This is a genomic window from Butyrivibrio sp. INlla14 (assembly GCF_900102515.1).
Lineage (GTDB): Bacteria > Bacillota > Clostridia > Lachnospirales > Lachnospiraceae > Butyrivibrio.
Genome location: NZ_FMVS01000019.1, coordinates 1 through 20,719 on the forward strand (window position 1 = coordinate 1; position 20,719 = coordinate 20,719).

21 protein-coding genes are annotated in these 20,719 nt (G+C 35.5%); 2 read left to right on the top strand and 19 right to left on the bottom strand.

Annotated elements, in window-relative coordinates; all coding sequences use genetic code 11:
- Positions 1-355: 355 nt before the first annotated feature.
- Positions 356-622 carry a hypothetical protein gene (locus BLO53_RS12565; protein ID WP_092062201.1) on the top strand — a complete coding sequence of 89 codons (267 nt, stop codon included), beginning with the start codon at positions 356-358 and terminating at the stop codon, positions 620-622.
- A gap of 135 nt (positions 623-757) precedes the next feature.
- Here BLO53_RS12565 and BLO53_RS12570 read toward each other — a convergent pair whose 3' ends face one another.
- Entirely contained in the window at positions 758-1,189 is a 432-nt protein-coding gene (locus BLO53_RS12570) for a VanZ family protein (RefSeq protein ID WP_092062204.1), read from the bottom strand.
- A gap of 248 nt (positions 1,190-1,437) precedes the next feature.
- Here BLO53_RS12570 and BLO53_RS12575 point away from each other — a divergent pair, with 248 nt between their 5' ends.
- The gene (locus BLO53_RS12575) at positions 1,438-2,301 is read left to right on the top strand and encodes an Rpn family recombination-promoting nuclease/putative transposase (RefSeq protein ID WP_092062207.1); all 864 of its coding nucleotides are present in this window, start codon (positions 1,438-1,440) and stop codon (positions 2,299-2,301) included.
- 65 nt (positions 2,302-2,366) lie between these two features.
- Here BLO53_RS12575 and BLO53_RS12580 read toward each other — a convergent pair whose 3' ends face one another.
- The 18 genes from BLO53_RS12580 to BLO53_RS12665 all read right to left on the bottom strand — a co-directional run bounded on the left by BLO53_RS12580 (position 2,367) and on the right by BLO53_RS12665 (position 20,714).
- Complete coding sequence (locus BLO53_RS12580; RefSeq protein ID WP_092062209.1) at positions 2,367-3,599, bottom strand: nucleotide sugar dehydrogenase; 1,233 nt, start codon at positions 3,597-3,599, stop codon at positions 2,367-2,369.
- A 111-nt stretch (positions 3,600-3,710) separates the two neighbouring features.
- Entirely contained in the window at positions 3,711-5,144 is a 1,434-nt protein-coding gene (locus BLO53_RS12585; protein WP_092062212.1) for a lipopolysaccharide biosynthesis protein, read from the bottom strand.
- Positions 5,145-5,151: 7 nt separating this feature from the next.
- Positions 5,152-6,141, bottom strand: a complete 990-nt coding sequence (locus BLO53_RS12590) for a glycosyltransferase family 2 protein (protein WP_092062214.1) — start codon at positions 6,139-6,141, stop codon at positions 5,152-5,154.
- Between the two features lie 44 nt (positions 6,142-6,185).
- Positions 6,186-7,670 carry an O-antigen polysaccharide polymerase Wzy gene (gene wzy, locus BLO53_RS12595; RefSeq protein ID WP_092062217.1) on the bottom strand — a complete coding sequence of 495 codons (1,485 nt, stop codon included), beginning with the start codon at positions 7,668-7,670 and terminating at the stop codon, positions 6,186-6,188.
- 30 nt (positions 7,671-7,700) lie between these two features.
- Positions 7,701-8,255 (bottom strand): serine O-acetyltransferase, encoded by a 555-nt coding sequence (locus tag BLO53_RS12600; protein ID WP_092062220.1) that lies wholly within the window; start codon positions 8,253-8,255, stop codon positions 7,701-7,703.
- A gap of 28 nt (positions 8,256-8,283) precedes the next feature.
- Positions 8,284-9,447, bottom strand: a complete 1,164-nt coding sequence (locus BLO53_RS12605; RefSeq protein ID WP_092062223.1) for a glycosyltransferase — start codon at positions 9,445-9,447, stop codon at positions 8,284-8,286.
- Positions 9,444-10,550, bottom strand: coding sequence for a glycosyltransferase family 4 protein (locus BLO53_RS12610; protein ID WP_092062226.1), 1,107 nt, complete (start codon positions 10,548-10,550; stop codon positions 9,444-9,446). The genes BLO53_RS12605 and BLO53_RS12610 overlap by 4 nt, the downstream gene beginning before the upstream one ends.
- A gap of 19 nt (positions 10,551-10,569) precedes the next feature.
- A complete protein-coding gene (locus BLO53_RS12615; protein ID WP_092062229.1) occupies positions 10,570-11,706 on the bottom strand; it encodes a glycosyltransferase family 4 protein in 1,137 nt (378 codons plus the stop codon).
- Positions 11,703-12,599 carry a glycosyltransferase family 2 protein gene (locus BLO53_RS12620; protein WP_092062232.1) on the bottom strand — a complete coding sequence of 299 codons (897 nt, stop codon included), beginning with the start codon at positions 12,597-12,599 and terminating at the stop codon, positions 11,703-11,705. The genes BLO53_RS12615 and BLO53_RS12620 overlap by 4 nt, the downstream gene beginning before the upstream one ends.
- Before the next feature lie 16 nt (positions 12,600-12,615).
- A complete protein-coding gene (locus tag BLO53_RS12625; RefSeq protein WP_092062235.1) occupies positions 12,616-13,197 on the bottom strand; it encodes an acyltransferase in 582 nt (193 codons plus the stop codon).
- A complete protein-coding gene (locus BLO53_RS12630; RefSeq protein WP_092062238.1) occupies positions 13,127-14,482 on the bottom strand; it encodes a glycosyltransferase family 4 protein in 1,356 nt (451 codons plus the stop codon). Before BLO53_RS12630 ends, BLO53_RS12625 begins: the two co-directional genes overlap by 71 nt.
- Positions 14,483-14,654: 172 nt before the next feature.
- Positions 14,655-15,374, bottom strand: a complete 720-nt coding sequence (locus BLO53_RS12635; protein ID WP_092062241.1) for a CpsD/CapB family tyrosine-protein kinase — start codon at positions 15,372-15,374, stop codon at positions 14,655-14,657.
- Entirely contained in the window at positions 15,361-16,203 is an 843-nt protein-coding gene (locus tag BLO53_RS12640; protein ID WP_092062244.1) for a tyrosine-protein phosphatase, read from the bottom strand. Before BLO53_RS12640 ends, BLO53_RS12635 begins: the two co-directional genes overlap by 14 nt.
- A complete protein-coding gene (locus tag BLO53_RS12645; RefSeq protein WP_092062248.1) occupies positions 16,196-16,933 on the bottom strand; it encodes a hypothetical protein in 738 nt (245 codons plus the stop codon). Before BLO53_RS12645 ends, BLO53_RS12640 begins: the two co-directional genes overlap by 8 nt.
- Positions 16,934-16,999: 66 nt before the next feature.
- Positions 17,000-18,013 (bottom strand): LCP family protein, encoded by a 1,014-nt coding sequence (locus BLO53_RS12650; RefSeq protein WP_092062251.1) that lies wholly within the window; start codon positions 18,011-18,013, stop codon positions 17,000-17,002.
- Positions 18,014-18,019: 6 nt separating this feature from the next.
- A complete protein-coding gene (locus BLO53_RS12655) occupies positions 18,020-18,892 on the bottom strand; it encodes a class B sortase (protein WP_176757275.1) in 873 nt (290 codons plus the stop codon).
- The gene (locus BLO53_RS12660; protein WP_092062257.1) at positions 18,892-19,647 is read right to left on the bottom strand and encodes a YveK family protein; all 756 of its coding nucleotides are present in this window, start codon (positions 19,645-19,647) and stop codon (positions 18,892-18,894) included. Before BLO53_RS12660 ends, BLO53_RS12655 begins: the two co-directional genes overlap by 1 nt.
- A gap of 602 nt (positions 19,648-20,249) precedes the next feature.
- On the bottom strand, positions 20,250-20,714 hold the full coding sequence (locus BLO53_RS12665) for a chemotaxis protein CheW (protein WP_092062260.1): 465 nt from the start codon (positions 20,712-20,714) through the stop codon (positions 20,250-20,252).
- Positions 20,715-20,719 lie beyond the last annotated feature (5 nt).

The window sequence follows — 20,719 nt, forward strand, 5'->3', positions numbered from 1 at the left end:
CCGTTTTTCGGCTTTTCTCAAGATTTTGTGTGCCGATTTTCTCGATTCGATAGTTAATTATCGAGGAAATTCACATTCTTGCTGTACGCAAGCTTTTTTGCCCAGAAAATGCCGATTTTACGCGGTTTTTACGAGTTTTCCTTCTCGAGTTTCACCTCACTTTTCATTGAGTGGAACTTTCTTCAGGAAGTTCACGCCGTTTTTCGGCTTTTCTCAAGATTTTGTGTGCCGATTTTCTCGATTCGATAGTTAATTATCGAGGAAATTCACAAAGAAAGAACATAACAAACAATGACTACTTGCAGACAAAAGCGTAAATCGCGCCTTCAAATCCAAAACCTGGGAGGAACTTAAAATGGTTGCACAGAATAATGAATGCATGTCTTCTGCTGTTGAATCACTATATCTCTCTAATACTGATGAGAACATCCGCAAAGTCGCCAGAGAACATGATGATTTTCTCCGCTATCAGGCAAAAAGAGAAGCCACGATAAAAGAGCTTACTGATGAAAATGCAACTCTTGCTGATGAAAATGCAACCCTTACTGATGAAAACGCAACCCTTGCTGATGAGATTACTCGCCTCCGTAAACTTCTAGAGGATAATGGTATTAAACCATAAAGCCCTATATAGCAATCCCTGCTCTTTCGAGCAGGGATTATTTTTTTACATACCCTCTATTTCACTAAACACAAAATCATAATTAAGAAATCTTACACTTCCTTCATAGTAGCAGGTAACCACCTACGATATCACTTATTCACATATCTTACGCTTATCCCCTAGCCATCTGCACAATACGACCACCCCGATTCCTACAAGAAATCCAAAGGCATCAAATATGATGTCTCTCACTTCAAACTCTCTGGTTGGAAGAAAGATTTTCAACGTTTCATCTGCCAATGCAATAAAACTGCAGATTCCCAGGGATACCCACACTTGGCGAAAAGAAAAAGCGGCTATAATCCCAAGCACAAAATACAACGGCAAATGAAGAAGTGACCTGAACCAGTGCATATCTGTAGTCCATCTACCTGAAGCATTTGGAATTATTCCCTTACACAAATCCTGCAATTCCCTCGAAACACTAATCGTCTCACTTGGAGACTGCGTAGTCAGCACCGCAATCACGATAAGCATGATTACAATTGGCAAAACCTGCCTTATCCTCTTTTCCAGCATATTCATTCATATAATCCCCACAATTGCTTTTGTCTATGTAATATTAGACAACCTGAAGGCAAAAAAATCAACATTAAGAAAATCTTAAGAAATTTCGATGGTAAATCTTAAAAATTTTGTGCTAGCATAGATTCTGGCTTAAACCTTCAGTCAACAGATCTGTTGACAAATAAGCCATCATACCTGGCAAATCGCCAGTACTTTCCTACAGCAGCTTGCAAGCATTGTAGAAAAAATAAAGAAAGGATTTACCAATGCAACAAGAATCAAAAATCATTAACGAATTTACCGGAACGGATTACCTAAATGCCACAGGCCCAGTCGAAGTCGGAATGACCAACGACTACATGTTCAGAATAGTCTTTCAGCAAAACAAATTTGCTCTCAAAGGCCTTCTCTCATCGGTACTTCACCTAGAACAGGATTCAATTACAGACATTGAGATAAAAAATGTTGTTGAACCCGGCGTAAGTATCGCCGACAAAGAATACCGTATGGATATCCTGCTGACTCTGAATAATGACACTATCATAAACATCGAGATGCAGCTCAATAATTATGGTAACTGGCAGTTCAGGTCAGTAGCCTACATCTGCCGTGAATACGATAACATCAACCGCGGAGATGATTACAAAAATGTTCTTCCTGTATACCATGTAGGCTTCCTTGACTTTACACTATTTGAAAATCATCCTGAATTTTATGCAACTTATCAGCTACGAAACGCCAAGGATAATTACCTTTATACTGACAGGCTCAATCTTATTGTGATAGAATTAATCCATGAAGAGCTCGCTACACAAGATGATATTGACTACGGCATAACAAAGTGGGTTCGCCTCTTCAAATCCAAAACCTGGGAGGAACTTAAAATGATTGCACAGAATAATGAATGCATGTCTTCTGCTGTTGAATCACTATATCTCTCTAACACTGATGAGAACATCCGCAAAATTGCCAGAGAACGTGATGATTTTCTCCGCTATCAGGCCAAAAGAGAAGCCACGATAAAAGAGCTTACTGATGAAAACGCAGCCCTTACTGATGAAAACGCAACCCTTGCTGATGAAAACGCCCGCCTCCGTAAACTTCTAGAGGATAATGGTATTAAGCCATAAAGCCCTATATAGCAATCCCTGCTCTTTCGAGCAGGGATTCTCAATTTCACTTAAAACTTATTCCATCAATCTCTCTTAAAGATATCTCTTGTGTAAACCTTATCCTGAACATCATCAAGAACTGAGTCATATCTGTTAGCAATGATGCTGTCTGACCCACTCTTGAACTTCTCAATATCATTAACAACAAGTGATCCAAAGAAAGTAGTTCCATCAGGAAGCGTTGGCTCATAGATAATTACAGTTGCGCCCTTGGCCTTAAGCCTCTTCATAACGCCCTGAATACTACTCTGTCTGAAGTTATCAGAATTGGACTTCATAGTAAGCCTATAAACACCTACTGTTATTGGTCTCTCCTTCTCAGCATTCCACATTGAAGACTCTGTGTAGTAGCCTGCCTTCTCCAAAACCATATTTGCAATATGATCCTTACGAGTGCGGTTACTCTCAACAATAGCCCTGATCAGATCCTCCGGCACATCCTGGAAGTTTGCAAGAAGCTGCTTGGTATCCTTTGGCAGGCAATATCCGCCATAACCAAAAGAAGGATTGTTGTAGTGTGTTCCAATTCTGGGATCAAGGCAAACACCCTCAATGATCTTCTGTGTATCAAGGCCCTTGAGCTCTGCGTATGTATCAAGTTCGTTGAAATAGCTGACTCTAAGTGCAAGATATGTATTAGCAAAAAGCTTAACAGCCTCTGCCTCTGTAAATCCCATGAAAAGAGTATCGATGTTCTCTTTCTCAGCGCCCTCTACCAGGAGATTTGCAAAAACTTCTGCCTTATCGCGGCTTGCATCATCACATCCAACAATAATTCTGCTAGGATAAAGATTGTCATGAAGAGCCTTGGACTCACGCAGAAACTCTGGTGAAAAGAGAATTCTATCTGTCTTAAACTGCTCTCTTACCTTCTTGGTATAACCTACAGGAATTGTAGACTTGATGATCATTGTAGCAGTCTTGCTGGACTTAAGAACCAGGTCAATTACCGCCTCAACCGCTGAACAGTCAAAAAAGTTCTTGGCAGGATCATAGTTTGTAGGCGCTGCAATAATAACATAATCAGCATCTGCATAAGCTAACGCACCATCTGTTGTGGCCTTAAAATTAAGTTTCCTCTCCTCGTGCTCCTTCAAAAACTTCTCAATATACTCATCCTGAATAGGTGATATCCAGTTATTTAACTTCTCAACCTTCTCCTCAAGGATATCAACCGCTGTCACCTCATTGTGCTGTGACAAAAGAACTGCCAGTGACAGTCCAACATATCCTGTTCCCGCTACTGCTATTTTCATTTTATTATCCTCCTCTAGCCATCAAAAAACTCCTAATGTCTGGCTTCTCCCCATGCATTAGGAGTTTCTACTTGGTTTACTTCCTACTATATATCCTCTATTCGCAAAAAATTACTTTTCAATCATTCTAGCAATCCTTCTAATTGTTTTAAAATGAATTAGTAATGTGCTTATTACATAAGCAACAAAATATTTTAGTAAAGAAAAAAAAGATAATTCTTTGCTAGAAAAATAAAAAGCAAATGACATAAGTATCATGTATATAAAATTACTTATCCACTTCACTTTATATTTTCTTATGAAATATGCCTGCCCCATCAAAAACCATATACCTAAAGTAATAATTGAAGCCCAAGATATCGCTGCAGGCGTCTTAAAAATATAATACGCCAATCCATTTAATAATGCAGAAACAACTAAAATGAATAAACAAATCCTAAAATATTTCAAGTGTCTATTCAAAACTTTATAATATGTAAAAATAATCGTAGTAATACAACTTGAAATTGCTAGCCCCGGAAAAACAATTCTTAAATACAATAGTGAATCCTCATAATTAGGTAAATACCACCGAATAAAAGAAGACAACGGATAATAGCCAATAAGCGCAAGAAATACTAAACCCGAAATGAGTGCAATGCTATCAGCAAAATCCCTAACTATGCTTTCTTCCGACTTTCTTTTTAAAGTAGGAAATAAAACCAATGAAATGGCACTAATAATAACAGTGGCCATAGAAACCAAACTATAAGCAAATGAATAAGTTCCATATACATTAGTATCAAATAGTAGTGATACAAATTGCCTATCTAATGAGAAAACTAAGTTTGATAACTGAAATGCAATTGTTACTATTATTCCACTTTTAAAGTACTCTATTATTCTTTCCTTTGCACTATTGTAATGCTCAGCATTCCCAAATGTTATTTCTCTATAGGTAAAGACATACCAAACCAACAATAATAAATCAATTAAAACTAAAGCTATAATGTAATAATAGCTACTTAATTCTAGCAATATCTTTTTTTTATATAGCACATAGCAAACGACCACTAATAATATCTTTAAAAATGACTGTAGAAATCTTCGTAATGATAATTCTCTAAAACGCATAGTACATTGAGAAATATATTGATAGTAAGAAGATATATTAGTAATTGAGATATCTACTCCAACCATAATAGCTATAAATTTATAAATGCCTCCAAGCACCAATAACGACATTATTACAATAATCAATGAAATACTAGTTTGCATAATGAAAAAAAATCTTGTATTAAATCGAAATTTCTCTCGATTCAATATATTATAATTTTCACCTCCATGCTTTAACAGAACTCCATCAACAAAGCCAATATGGAATAAAGGAGCATACCCCAAATACAAAGTAAAAATTTTATAATAACCATAATTATTCACACCTAAAAGTTTTGGAATAATCAGACCTGTAAATATATTGCTTATTAAAATTATCCCATTACTTAATAGGATAACCAAAAAATCCTTAATAAATTTGTTTTTATAATTCATTATATTTTCAAGCAAATTCCTCTCATCTGTCTAATAATATGTTTTTTGAGCATTTATTCATCTCATAGAATAATAAACATATAAACTTAGCTTTTAAACTAGAACTAGATATAAGAATATCCTTGGTGCCTATCTCTTGCTTTAATAAAAATCCTATCGCTTTTCCTATTTCTTCTCTTTTGTCTATCTCATCATCCATAAAATTTTTGAGATTAAGTATTCCAATAGCTGTTCTCTCTATCAATTCGGCATCCATAATCCTCTTATATTGTTTATTATTTCCAAATAAGGAATATTTTCGCTGTTCAACATGGGAAGTAATATCAATTAAATTTCTTCGTATTTTAGCTCTCCCGCCCTCATTACAACAATTGTATCCATATAAATATTCATTAATATAAAAACAAGTATTAGCATGATTCAAATATTCTAAATTAAATAAATAATCCTCTGCATAAGGCAAATTTACATCAAATCGAATAATATTATTCTTAATTATTTCCGTCTTAAAAAGTTTTCCCCAAGGGCTTCCTCCAGTTCGCGATCTCAAAAAATGTTTTTTAATATCTTCTACACAAACTTCAGAAGAAAAGGAATCACTAATTTTATGTTGAACAGTCAGCATTTCATTGCCTACACAATGATACTCATTCCAATTAAAAAAAATATAGTCTTCCTCATGTTCATATGATTCCATAAATATTTTGCTCAACGCACCCTTCTCAAGCCAGTCATCAGCATCCATAAACATTATATAATCATATCTTTCTTGTCTTTCACTGATAGCATTAATTGCCCTATTTCTAGCAGCACTCACGCCTGAATTAGGCTGCCATATATAGATAATCCTGCTATCATTATATGATTTAACAATACCTGCAGTAGAATCCGAACTTCCATCATCGACAAAAAAAATACTATAATTCTTAAATTCCTGGCATAATACACTATCTATACATTTTTTTACATAACAGCCACAATTATATCCAGGAATAACAATTGCCAATCTCATTAAATAAATACTCCTCAAAGAATGCTACATTCACATCACCATTACTATTGATTACTTTTATAATCAAAATACACTAAAAGCTTTATTTCTATCAGTTTAACCAAGGGTTTTAACAATAATAGTACAGCTCCATACACTAACGCGTCCCATGCAACAGAAGTGAAATACTGTCTAGTCCACCATAATAATAATGTTGAAATATATAACAGATAGCTTGACAAAAATGGATCCGAATCACTATCAAAACATGCCATCGAAAGCCACCCTAAAAAAATTCCGAAAAACGAAGCTATTACAATAGCAACCCAGCCAAAGTTAAACCATAACTCTCCAATAAACGAGCCTCCCATAGCTGCAGTTAATGAATTTATTAGAGGTCCCCTTTCTTCTTGCATTAAAAAGTTCGAAAAATCGGCATATTTCCAAATCTTATCTGTAATCCCTAGAATTTTAAAAGGTTTACCTATCACAGCAGCAAAATAAGTCAAGCCAAATCTAAACGAAGAAGTAGTCGGCACACTATACATAACCATTAGTCCGCTCCAAACATTCCCCCCATATTCAAAGACTGTTTCTCCCAATATGTTGCTATCCGAAAGCTTTGAAATAGCCTCATAAACATCCATTCCACCAAGAGACCTTGTCATTTCAATTGTTTTCAAAAACATCATCGCTATATATGTTAACCCAATCATCGGTATTATCTTTTTTCCCTTAATAGGATTTATATATTTATGTCGCATCAAAGCCCATACAAAAATAATCATGAGCCCCGTACTTCTATCCCCCGTCAAATACATACGGATCAAGTGATAACTCACAACAAAAAAGAAAAGCAAATCAAATGCCCGCTTTTGTTTTTGAAATGAAATCGCCAACATAATCAGTCCAATTGTCATCAAATTACTTAACAAGCCAATACCGTTTCCACTACTAATATATGGATTATCTACGTTTTGATAACCATATATTAGCGACCCAAGAATATAGTAATATTCTAAATATATATATGGCACAAATCCTAGAATTACAAGAATAATTCCTCCTAGATGAATATGTTTTAGTTTCTTTTCAAAATTGCTTCCATCATCATAACTATCAATATATCTATAATGAATACATTTATTATTCTTGTCATTCAAACAAAAGTATGTATATCCCAATTCTATAAATGAGATAATGCATATAGCATACACTATAAATCTGTTAAATATTTCACATCCCATACTATAAATACGTCTATCCATAAAACGTATCGCATCTTCTGTGTTTATCCATCCACACAATCTTGCGATAGGAAGCCCTAAATTCATAAGATAAAGAAAAACAATAAAAATGTTTCCTACAGTAAAGATATTCAATTTACTTCTTTTCAAAAAAATGCTGTATCCAATCAAGCTTACTATTGAAATAATCCCTAATTGCTTTTCTATAGTGATTTGTTGAAAATCCCACGAAATAATACAATAAGCAAATAGACAAACAAACATTTGAAATATTAAAAAAAACATATATCTTCTTTTAAGCATCACTACACCCTTACTCTCTTTATATCTCTCTTAGACAGGATTACTAATATATTGTAATGAGCCATTTAAAGACACCTTTTTTCCAGGAATACCAATATATACTGACTTGTCGCAAGCATTTTCAAGCAAAACAGCATTTGTTCCAATTGCAACATTATTCCCCACAACTACATTTCCAACTATTGCTGCTCCTGGCGCCAAATACAAATTATCTCCTATTACCGGATATTTCTTTTCTCCATCATAGATTCTCATTCCCACTGTCGTGTTTTGAGAAATTGTCAAATTCTTGCCAGCGCTCTTTGCTGAAAAGACAACCCCGCCAAAGTGATATATGCATAATCCTGGGCCAATCTCAGATTGATACGGAATATCATAACCATACTTATATTTGTAGTGTTTGTATACTAGTCTTGCAGCCATTAACATGGTATATTTTGTAAGCTTATTTCTATTTAATGAATGGCAAATCCTAAGCCATACAGAAAATCTGAACCCCTCATATCTCAAATATGTATGCAAAAAACTTCTATCTTTACCTACATATCTAAATTTATCTGCTTTAATCAAATCAATTGCGCCCATAACTAAATCAACCCATTCAAATAATCAATCACAAATTGTAGGAACTAAGCCTGCCATATAGAAAATCTGTATACAAATTAGCAGCCATTTTTCTTGTAAAACATTTTTTTTCTATCAAAGCTTTACGCTGCGCAATATCTGGAACATCCGTTTTAGACATTCTTATAATCTCGTCACACCACAGATCTACAGAAGAATCTAAAGATAAGCGCTTAACCAAACCAAGTCCCAAATCTGTTTCCTCAGAAATAGTATCTGCAATTACACATGGAACACCACTAGCTTGTGCCTCTATAGCAACGGTTGGCAATCCCTCAAAAAATGAAGGTAAAACAAAAACATCCATTATATTATATAAATTCCTAACGTCGTCTCTTCTCCCAAGGAACCTGATACAGTCAGATAATCCCATTTTTTCGGCCAATTGCTTATACTCATCAAAATTATATCCACTTCCTACAAAAACCCAAACAAAATTAACATTTCTTTCTATTAATTTTTTTGCCAATTCAAACATGAAAAGATGATTCTTTTGATAACCAAAAAAGCCAACATGTCCTATGACCAATGATCCAGCATCAATTTTTAACTTCTTTAAATACCGCTTATTTATAGATTCATCAACATCTATAAAATATTGTTTCTCATCTATACTATTAGGTATATGCATAACAAGATTACGGTTCACAATTTTATTACCAAATCTAAATGCCGACGCAATTTTACTACATGATGCATACTGAGTTGCAGCAAAACCAGTCAGCACTTGATCTAATCTGTTCTTGATTTTAAAACATATACTATCACTACCTTTTGCATCAGAAATATGTGCATGCACAATTATTCTCTTCATTCCACAAATACGCGCAAGTAATGAAAAATAACAAGCTTGCTTATCTGTTAAGTGCAAATGCATTGCATCATAGTTTCCATTTTTTACAATCTTACAGAACTCCTTTACACATCTAAATAAATTATGAAATCGAACATTCTGTAAAGTGTAAAGCCTACCATTTTTACTAATTACTTCATTTTCAAACTTAGCTGGATAGTCTGTAAAACCAGCTATATCTATTTGCACCAAACTATCATCTATGCCATTAACAAGATTTCTAACAAGAGAAGAAATGCCGCCTCCATAACCAGGAATAATATGTAATACTCGAAATGGTTGTTTAATATTATTTTTCATTTCAAATTACCTTCACCAAATAGTTTCTTTATAATTTCGTAATGAGCAAAAGCACATTTTTCTATAGTATACATTTTTGCAATACTTAATACTTCCTCATCATTATCTTTATTACGTTTGTTAACCCATGATAATATACTATCCGCCAATTCCTTTTCGTTATTGTTTTTTAAAATAGTGCCTACGTTTTCATTTTTTATCATTTCTATTCCAGCATTACATTTCGACGTAGTAATAACCGGAAGTCCAAAAGACATTGCCTCATTCACAACCAATCCCCAAACGTCTTCCCTCGTAGGGAGAACAAACACATCTGAAGCACGATAATAATCTGCTAGATTATTCTTATCTTTAAAGCCGATAAAATGTATATTAGTAATGTCAAATTGTTCAATTAACCTTTTATACTCCTCAGTAATACTTCCACCTACGAGATACACACCAATATCACTTAATCTTTTAGCTGACTTAATCAAAATATCAATGCCTTTTCTTGGTATAATCTGGCCCACAAATAAAACAGAATATTTCTCACTCATTCGGTTTTTTTCTTTAAATGCTTTTCGAACTTCAAAGCTATCAGGGCTACTTAATATCTCTGATTCTTTAACAGAAGAAAACGGATAAAGATAAATATTTTCTTTTCTAGCACCATAATGCATTAAATAAGTTGAACTACTTTCATTAGGACTAAGGTAATAAGTAGCCTTACTAATAAAAAATGTTTTGATCAAATACGCAATTCTTTTCTCTTTCTTCACAAAACCACCATCCGAGCTCAGCACGTACGGAATTTTATGAATCCAAAAATAAACTTGCGAAAGTAATTCTGATGGCGTTGAATACACTCCTACAATTATACAATCATAACGATTTTTTTTAATAAGTGATATTATATCCCAACTTATAATAGAGTCTTTAATTCTAATTCCCTTTAAAAAGTGAGCCTTAAAATTTTTAAAATCAGTTCTTAACCAGCTATCCTCCCTATATGACTCACTATTTTTTTCAAATACAACATCCAAATCACAATATGTTCCTAATATTTCCAGCATTTCCACTTTATATGGAGCTGGTGCTGTAGTAATATATATAACCTTCATCTAATCACCAAAATTGTTATTAAAATAGCTCTTTATACTTCTTAATATCTTGTTCAGAATTAATCCTATCACTAATAAATTTATTACTAATTCCAATCATTTTTTCAAAATGCACTTCATCCGCATGAATCAACCTAGTAATAATTTCAATAAAATGAATAGTATCCGACAACGAAGCCCCCAAATCTAATAAATCAATATATTCATCCCAAGGAGTAACGCCTTTACTCAAAATACATAAACAATTATTCATCATTGCCTCGACTATTACATGTCCATAATTCTCACCTAATGTAGGAAAGAAAAATGCATGGTAGTTTGAAAATACCTCTGAAACTTTATCATGGGCTACCTCACCGCAATAACTGACACTAATATTACTAGGCATATTTTTTATAATACCTAAACATTCCTCCCAATATACTTTATCCTCCATCGGCCCGTAAATATCAAAAACTATTTCTCCATCTGTTATTTGCTGCAATATCTCTAGAGCATACTTAATATTTTTTTTGGGAAATATACGTGATACAAAAACCAATCTTAATTTCCCAGGTTTTTTTTCAGTCATTATCTTTTTTGGCAAATACTTAGCTGGAAGATTTGGTATCATATAAGTTCTCGCATTCGGAAACAATCTTCTTATATCTCTTTCTTCTATATCACTTGTAGCATGCCAAAGTAAATTTCTATAGAGGCCTAATAACTTTACCGTAGCAATATATCCATATTTTTTTATCTTTTTATTCTCTAAGCCTCCCGTAAAATCCCCTCTAGGAGTAATTACGATTTTTGCTTGTTTATTTTTCAGCTTACCCAAACTTCTTAAAATAAGCGGCTTTATTGTGAAAATCGGAGAAAAAAAACCATTTAAGTATAAAGCATCATACTCTGTATCATTTAATATTTTCAAAAATCCACTTAAGCATTGCACATCCGGGCTCATATAATAGACATTTGCCTGACCTACCTTATTCCACGCATTAACTGTAATTCCATCATATTGTTTATCCGATTTATAATCCCGATCCGCACATAATACTTTAAATTTATAATCACTACCAAGATTTTCTATAATATTTACGCAAGACTGAATAGGACCTCCTCCTTTATACCCAGGAAGATACTGGCCATTTAATATCAAAACAGTTTTCACGCTTTCAATGCTCCTTGTTCCTTCATTTTATTTCCATTTTTGTCACACTCGAATAACTTTGCATCCACAAGAAAACGATACCAATATGCCTGTAAAAAATGAAAAATTTTTCCCTCTGGTCCATCCAAAAAACCCAGCTTTAGATAATAACGATATATAAAGTAAAGATGTGCCCTAAAAAATTTAGGCAACCTATAGTAACCACCATCTTTAAAGATTCTTTTCATCTTAGCCTGACTACTAGATCCACCAGCATCAACAAAAGCATCTCCAGCTAATCTCATTTGATGATCTAGTACCTCACGATTGCTATACCAATTATGTTTAGAAGTCCACCAGTCCAAATCTTTTTGATTATTATCTTTTAAATCATGTCTAAACTCAATTGTTGTTCCTTCAGAAAGAACCATATGCTCATCCATTATTTTCATTTCACACAAGGCCGTCCCAGTTCTAAATATTCTCAATAATAATTCTGGATATCTACCACCATGTTTAATCCATCGCCCCATAAAATACACTCGCCGCCTCAACACTATTCCATTTATAGGGGACTTCACAGTAGGAAGCCTTTTCTCTATTTCTTTAGCTAGATCTTCCATTAATTCCTCATCAGCATCCATTCTCATAGACCATTCTGTGCTGATTCCAGTATGCTGTAATCCCCAATTCAACTGATTAGCATATGATATCCATTCATTGTAATAGAAATCTAAAGAAGCTCCTATTCTACTTAATTCCAAGTTCAAATTATCACATAATTCTCTTGTGCCATCTGTAGAACCACTATCAACTATGACAAATCTCTTAGCAATTCCCCTAAAGGATTCTACACACTTTCTAAGATTTTTTTCTTCATTCTTCGTAAGAATGACAACTGTTAAGTCAACCATTTTGTTTACTCCTAAATCAATTAGTATCAAGTGTTCTGATTACTTTTGCTGGATTTCCCACAATTACACAATTGGGAGCAAATTCCCCAGCCACAACTGTTCCAGCGCCTACTACACAGCCATCTCCTAAAAATGTTCCTTTTAAAATAATAGAATTGCATCCAATAAAACAGTTCCTGCCAATATGAATCTCTTTGGCAGGAACCAAATCAGAATTACCACCATTTTTATCATTTAAAAGATTATTTCTCTCTTCCAATTCTATTGGATGGAAATCATTATCAAGTATCTTAACGTTTCCACCAATTGCTGTATTATCACCTATTGTTATTCCCTTACGGGCATAAATCGTAGCTCCAGATATACCTACATTATTACCTATCCTAATGTAAGCACCTGGCCTACGAGTTACAATAATAGTTCGACTGTATAATCCTACAAGGTTAGATAGAAATGAGGACTTGATGGTGCATCCATCACCAATTGCTATTTCTGCGCCTTTCTTATTAAATATTACTGGAATACCTTTAAGCAGTAATTCCTTCCCGTATTTCACTTTCTGTAACTTGAGCAGGAGTTTGAAGTAGTTGCTGTTCATAAGTCAACATCGCTTTCTTATATTTATTGATTGATAAACTTTTAGTCAAATGTCCCATGAGATATTCATGAGCTTTCCTTCCCATTTCAACTAGTTCTGAGCTGTCAGCATTTGATATAAACCAGTCAACAATCTCCTCAATAGTATCATAATCTCCAGGTTCTGCAAGCTTACCACAACCTATTTCCTCTATGAGCATTTCTATCTCTGCACCCTTTTCAAGAACACCAATTACTGGTTTTCCTACGCCTGCTATCCCATAAAACTTTGATGGGCAAGATACTCCCTTTATTCCCTTTGCGCTAACACACCAATGTACATCCGCCGCATTAAGAGAATATATAAGCTTATCTTTATCCTGATAGGGTATAAAGACCATATTCTTTAAAGAATGTTCTTCAGTATACTTCTTGAGCTTACCGAGCATTGCACCTGCCCCGACGAAAGCGAACACAACCTCTCTGCCATCAGGTGTCTTAGCTCCATCAAACTTAGCCATAACCTCAATAAGTCCATCAAGGTCATAGTACAGCCCAATATTTCCGGAATACATGATAACAAACTTATCTTTCAAGCCATAGGTCTCATTAAATTCTTCTACACCTTCACTATTAGCAGCAAGTGGATGTATTTCGTTTTCATCGACCCAGTTATTTATGATTGTATGCTTTGGTACTGCTTTATTACCAAATCTTCCAATCAATGTCTGCTCCAAATCTCTTCCAACAGTAACTACAAGATCAGACTTGACGCAGCTTCTATTATCCAGCCACTTAGCTATATCAAGAATAAACTTGAATTTTACATATCCAGTTGCTATTACCTGTTCCGGATTAAAATCCTGAATACAATATACAAAAAGAGGAGACTTCCCATCTGATGATTTAAGCACCTTCTTACCATATACGCCAAGCATTCCACCAAGAATTGGAGGCTGTGATATAGTAAAAATATAGTCCTGCTTACCAACAAGCTTTGTTGCCTTTTTAGCGCCAAAATAGTAAGCAAGAAGATTCTTAATTCGGGAAACTTTATTGGTTTTAGCGAATTCAGGAACAGCTATTCTGATTACCTTTACGCCATTTATTTTTTCTTTATAATATTTTTCACCCTTATATTCTGGCGCTATTTTTCCACCATAGGATGGCACAGTACAAATGACTGTTACATCAAATACATCAAGCATACCTTCTGCCATGTCCTGAAGCAATTGCCCTGTAGAAGCAACATCCGGTGCATAATAATGAGCATAAATTAGTAATTTCTGTTTCTTTTGCTTCCTCATAATTATCTCCTCCCATAATTCTGCTGTCGTTATTCCGTTTCTCTTTTTTACACCAGTTTTCCCTAAATACCCTTATTTTGAGTACAAAAAACACAGCGCACAAAAATGTGCGTAAAAACAAACACTTTTTTATTTGCAAATTAGGATAAATTCTTAAGAATAATCACCAATATCATTTTTCGCTGTGTCCATAGCCATAGCCATAACCATAGCCATAACCGTAACCGCGCTTATAATATCCATAACTCTTATTAGACTTATCTACTTTATTGAGAACTACCCCGAGAATTCTTGCTCCTGATGCCGCAAGCTTATCTCTCACTTTCTGCACAAGTCTGTAGTCAGCATTACCTACTTCAACTACAAGGATTGATCCATCAACTATCGCTCCCATAATTGCAGCATCTCCTACAGAAGCAAGAGGAGGAGTATCAATTATTACGATGTCATACTCATCACGTAGTTCCTTAAGAGTATTTTTGAATTTATCAGATGCAATGAGTTCTGTTGGGCTGTTACTAATAGGACCTGCAGGTATCAAATCAAAGTAAATAGCATCTTCCTTATCTTCGTTTCTATAAATAATATCTTCTAAATCACACTGGCCTGTAAGGAAGTGAGTAAGGCCAAACTTTGGCCTGCCCTCAAGAACTCTGCTGTTAAAGATTGATTTTCTAAGATCACAGTCAATATAAAGAGCTTTCTTACCAAGCTCTGCAAAGGATCTTACTGTCTCAAGAGCAATTGTGCTCTTTCCTTCATTTGGAGTGCAACTTGTAAACAGCAGTGTCTTTAAATTCTCACCACTGAAACTGATTCCTGTTCTGAGGTTTTTGATTTCCTCTGCCATAGCAAAGGGAAGTTCTTTTTTTTCAAGCTTAATTTTTAACATCTACAAATAACTCCTTACAATTGCCTACTTCATCACCATAGATTAGTGATACTGCCCTCTCTCTCATAAGATCATCAGCCGTGCTGATACCGTATTTCTTTTTTAAGAGTAAGTAACATTTCCTTACTTCAGGCAGACGGTCTCTCAGATTATGACAGTCTGATGAAACAATATCTGCCAGTTTATGTTTGACAAGTCCCTGAGCTGTCTGGCTCTCTTTGGAATCTGTCTTGGATAAAAGTGACTCGCAATTTACCTGAACTAAAGCTCCATGTTCTTTCATCCTGTAAACAATCGTAGGTCTATCCTGCACAGCAGGACAACGCTCAGCATGTGCTACTATAGGCGTTAGTCCTGCCTGCGAAGCTTTCTTGATAAATATTTCAAATTCACTATCCTGCATTCTGATAGAGGAAAACTCTAGTAAAATGCATTTATGTTTACCAAAAGGTCTAATTTCTTCCTTGGGGACAAGCTTTTCCCCATCAAAGATCACTTCATCACTGTCATTAGCATATCCATCTAGCAACATTTCAAATCTCTCATCGCAGTAATACTCACGACTAATAAAGAGTTCCATGTCATTCATATCTGTTTCAGAAAGCCAATTTTTTAACTTCTCAAAGTGCTTCTCTGCTTTACTGACAGGAGTATCAAACATTCCGTATCTAAGATGAACTGTCATTGCCAGCGTCCGAACTCCTTGAGAATACTCATCTTTGATAAGTTCATGTGCTTCCTCATAATCCTCAGCTCCATCATCTACAAATGGAACTATGTGACAGTGAATATCTGCAAGACCTATAACAGGCCTCCCAAAATCAATCATTGAAGTATTTCTTCTGAAGTGCTACTGCTGAAGCCGAAATAATACCTGCCCCTGCAATGATCAGAAGCCAGAAGTTATCACCTGTTCTAGGAGACTTTTTTCTAGTTGCACCAAGTACTGCGCCCTTTAAAGTGCTCTTATCAACAACGATAGCTACAGGAGAAAGGCTTGTAAACATACCAATAACCTTGCCATCAACTACTGTTGTAGGAACAATTTCCCATCCATTTGCGCCATAATGAAGAACCCACGCTCTTGTGTTCTCAGTAACTCCAGGAACGCTAAATGATACATATAAAGGATTTTCTGCAGAAACTTCTACTCCTGCATCAACCTTAAGCTCCATAGCATCTACTACAGAAATATCAGCAGCCTTAACTTCAGTAGTAGAAACATTTGAACCAGCTGTATTACTAGCCTGTCCTGCTGCAGTACCAGCTTCAGCCACTGCTTTTACATAATCATTTACAAGAGCTGCTACAATTTCTACGTTATTAACTGCACTTGCAGCCTCCTGATTAACAATTGTTGAAGCTGTTACACCAGTACTTGCTTCTGCACCTCTTCGCGCACCAAGGACCTGTCCATCACCAGCACCATCTGCTGTACGTGAAACTCCTGTGATTTCAACAGTTGTTGTTCTACTAACTGCCTGTGCGTCTACTGTAAAGAGCACATTGGCCATCATTACTACTGCAAGTGCAGCGCTTACTAAAACATTTTTCCTCATAACTTCTTCCTCTCCCTGTAAGTTAAATCTTGTTGTCTTTATATTTGATTGAAAGTTAAGCTGTGCTTAGGATCTGATATAGAAAAGATCTAGAATAAGCTGGGTTAACTTATCATCATCAAGGTAAAATTCATCGTGGATACCTGTCTCCACGTTTTCTCCAGGAAGTTTTAGCACCTCTCCTGAATACTCATAGTGAGTCAGATGATCAACACTGTCTGCATCGATATCCTCGTAGAGGTAATCTCCTGCTGCATCTTCCATGGTTTCTACTATAGAGCTACCCTGACTCTGTATAGTTTGAAACATCGCCAGCATAAACTGAGTCTGTCTGGTCATTCTGGAAATATTACTACCTCTGACTGTAACGTCTCTGTTATGAACGAAGGCCTTAGCTGCTGTACCATCAAGATGGATTGTTGCACCCTCTACATAAGAAGGGTTTAAATCTGTCTCATCTGACATGAGGTTCAACGTTACACCTCCGATAGAATCAACGATTGGCTCGATTCCATCCATGGTCAGTGAAATCACACTTCCTATTCTCTTTCTCCCCAGGAGATCAGAAACCTTCTCCCTGGTGAGGCTACTGGCCTTCTGTGGTGTGTTGCCATAGGCGTACTGCATTGTGAGCTGCTCAGTTCCCTTAGCTAGATAATTACCATCGTTATCGTAAATATCTACATCAACCATGGTGTCCCTGTTAATCTCAAGAGGTGTGATGAGTTTCTTGTCATTATCTATTACAAACAAGATGATGGTGTCACTTCTACCACCTTCTGTAATACCTATGCCCTCTCTCTCCTGATCACTACTATCAATTCCCAGGAAGAGAACAGTATCAATATGTGAGTTTGGTTCATACCTCACACCTTCGTAGGTAATGCTTCCATCAAAGCCGTCCTTAGTATAGGGCCTGCTAGCTCCGGCCACAGTTGCTTCTTCTGCAGAATCGCTATTCAATCTCTTTACACCGTCGGCCTTTAAATTATTGGAGTAGGCCTCTGCAGCCATTACTCCAAAGATAGCTAATACCACCAGTGACGCCGCAACTATTATCTTGGGTTTGTTGTTGTTCATCTGCTCTTAAACATCCACTCCATCGATTTTCTTTAAAACAGCAACCACTATAAATCTGTTATCACGCAACTTCCTATCGCAGGTACTGAGCGTGATTATATGATCATCAGCGCCGACCTTCTCATCATCAAGAATTATGCTCCTGGATGAGACGCAATCGGTACTAAGTGAATCCAAAAATGCCAATCTATCTGCCTCTACTAAGTCATCATAGTAGTAAGGTATATAAGTATCACTGTACATGACCGCAGCAAAAATCCTATAGGACATCTCGTGATCAGCAGTGCTGATGGTGATTTCTCTATGGCTCGCCAGGAAATCTTTATCTTCAAACTTATGAAGTCCTGCAAACATGGAGCCATCATTCATATTGTGTCCATAAACCACAGTGTTGAAGTCTTGTAAAGAAATGGAATCACAGCTTTCGATGAATGGACATCCATGTGAAGAGTTCATTCCCTCAGGTCCGTGACTTAGATAATAGGTATCATCCGTAGGATGCTGCACTATCGGATAATCTATAAGGGTTCCTGGAATATTGATCCAGGCGAAAATATCAGGATTAACACTCTGTAGACTGACTATGTCGATATTAGATGAATTGCTTGTTTGTTCTGATGTTTCCTCTATAGCAGCTTCTGATGTAGCTTCTGAAGCTGAAGTATAACTGTCATTAAGATTTATGTCTGATGACGCAGCTGCTGAGGAATTCTCCAGAGCATCATCGCTCTGTTCTAAGCTAGAGTAGGCCATGGATGAAAGTTCATTCATCTCCTGCCTGCTATTTCTGCTGTCAACGTATAGATATGTACCAATTCCAGCAATGACGATGAGTGAAATAAGTGCTAAACATAAATAGTATTTTTTCTTCCTACTCATCATTTTCTCTTCTTAGCTTTCTTCTTTTTAGAGGATCTTGATTCGTGTCCTGCAGAAATACTCTTCTCATATGGAACAGCTGCAAGTGTTCCAAGTCCCAGGTACTTTCTAACATCATCCTCACTTCTGATTGACATATCGCTGTAGTACATAACAAGAATCACAGCTATAGCTAGGAATATTCCTACCATTCCGCCTAACATAGTATTCTTACTCTTACTAGGGCTTATAGGTCTGGCTGCAACCACGGCCTCTTCAACAGAAGAAGGTTTGTCGGTTCCAGTAACCTCGGCTACCCTGGATGCAAGATTTCCAGCCAAGCTATTAGCAATATCACATGCAAGCTGTGGATCCTGATTCTTGACAGTTATCTTGATAATTCTTGAATCTGAAGGATTCTCAACAGTAACAATCCTGAGAAGTGACTCGTAATCTGTATCAAGCTCCAAGTCAGATATTACTCTTTCAAGTACTGGTCTACTCTTACCGAGAATCTCAAAATCTACAGTGAGCTGCTTACCAAGCTGAAGATCAATTGCAGATGTAAGAGTAGTTGTCTTAGAAAAGATGTAAATCATGGATGAAGACTGATATAATGGCTTGATTAGGAACATTGTGTATAAAAATGCAATTATTGCACCTATTAAACCACATGAAATAATAATCCAAATCTTCTGTCTGAGGACAAAGAAAAGCTCCGCAAAGTCAATCTCGTCATCATCCTCAATAGTGCTAATTGCATTTGTTTCAATCATAAAAATCTATCTCCAATACTAAATTTCATCAAACTAATGATAATATGAAATAATAATTTTTCAAGTAATATTTTATAGATTTTTTATATTTTGTTTATAGTTATTTCCTTTATACCGTATTTTTATTCGCGTTTAAGCATTATATATTACTGTATTTCGTTACTGTTTGTGATGCATCTTAGTATTTTTAGCATAATTATGTTATGTATTATTATGCAGTTTCGATTAATATTTCCCGTAACCATGCATATTTACAGTTTTTCATTGATTTTAAGCAACAAAAAAGCCATCAATCAGATTTGAATTAACTGATTGATGACTCTTTTATATATTGCTTTCTGAATATTCTAACAAATTTGTAATATTTTCGACGGTTTATCTTCTATAATTATATGATATAGGTGTCAAAAGTCAAAAATGTGTACATGCTTGCATGTTAAGCATTTTGACTTTATGACCCGAACAAATATGAGGAATTAGCAATTTACGTAGTAAATTAGCGGTTTCCGAATATTTGTAGAATTGCGAAAATGACGTTAGTCATGGAGCAATTCGTATATCATATGATGTAAAAATCTACTTTTGACATCTACACCTTTTTCTCAAGCTATAAGTGTAGCAACATCAAGAATTGATATCAGATCGTCGTCTTTTTTAGCCACGCCTCTTATAAAGGTTATTTCTTTCTTGAGAAATGGTGATGGCTCTTCAATCTCATTCTCATTAAAAGTCACTACTTCTCTTACATCATCTATGATCACACCCATGAGCTTGTTATCGCCCATATCAAGGATTATGACGCTTAACTTTGATGTAATCGTATCTTCAGAAGAATTAAATCTCCTGCCAAGGCTCATGATTGGGATAATCTCACCACGAAGATTTATGATTCCCTCAAAGTATGAAGGAGCTGCAGGAACTCTTGTAATAGCTGGCATCTGGATGATTGTATCTACGCAGGATACATCTATTCCGAATAATTCGTTGCCAACCATGAAGGTTATGTATATGTTTTCCTCCTGAATCTGAGGTTTTGCTACATTCTCACATATTGCTAATTCTGACATTTTAA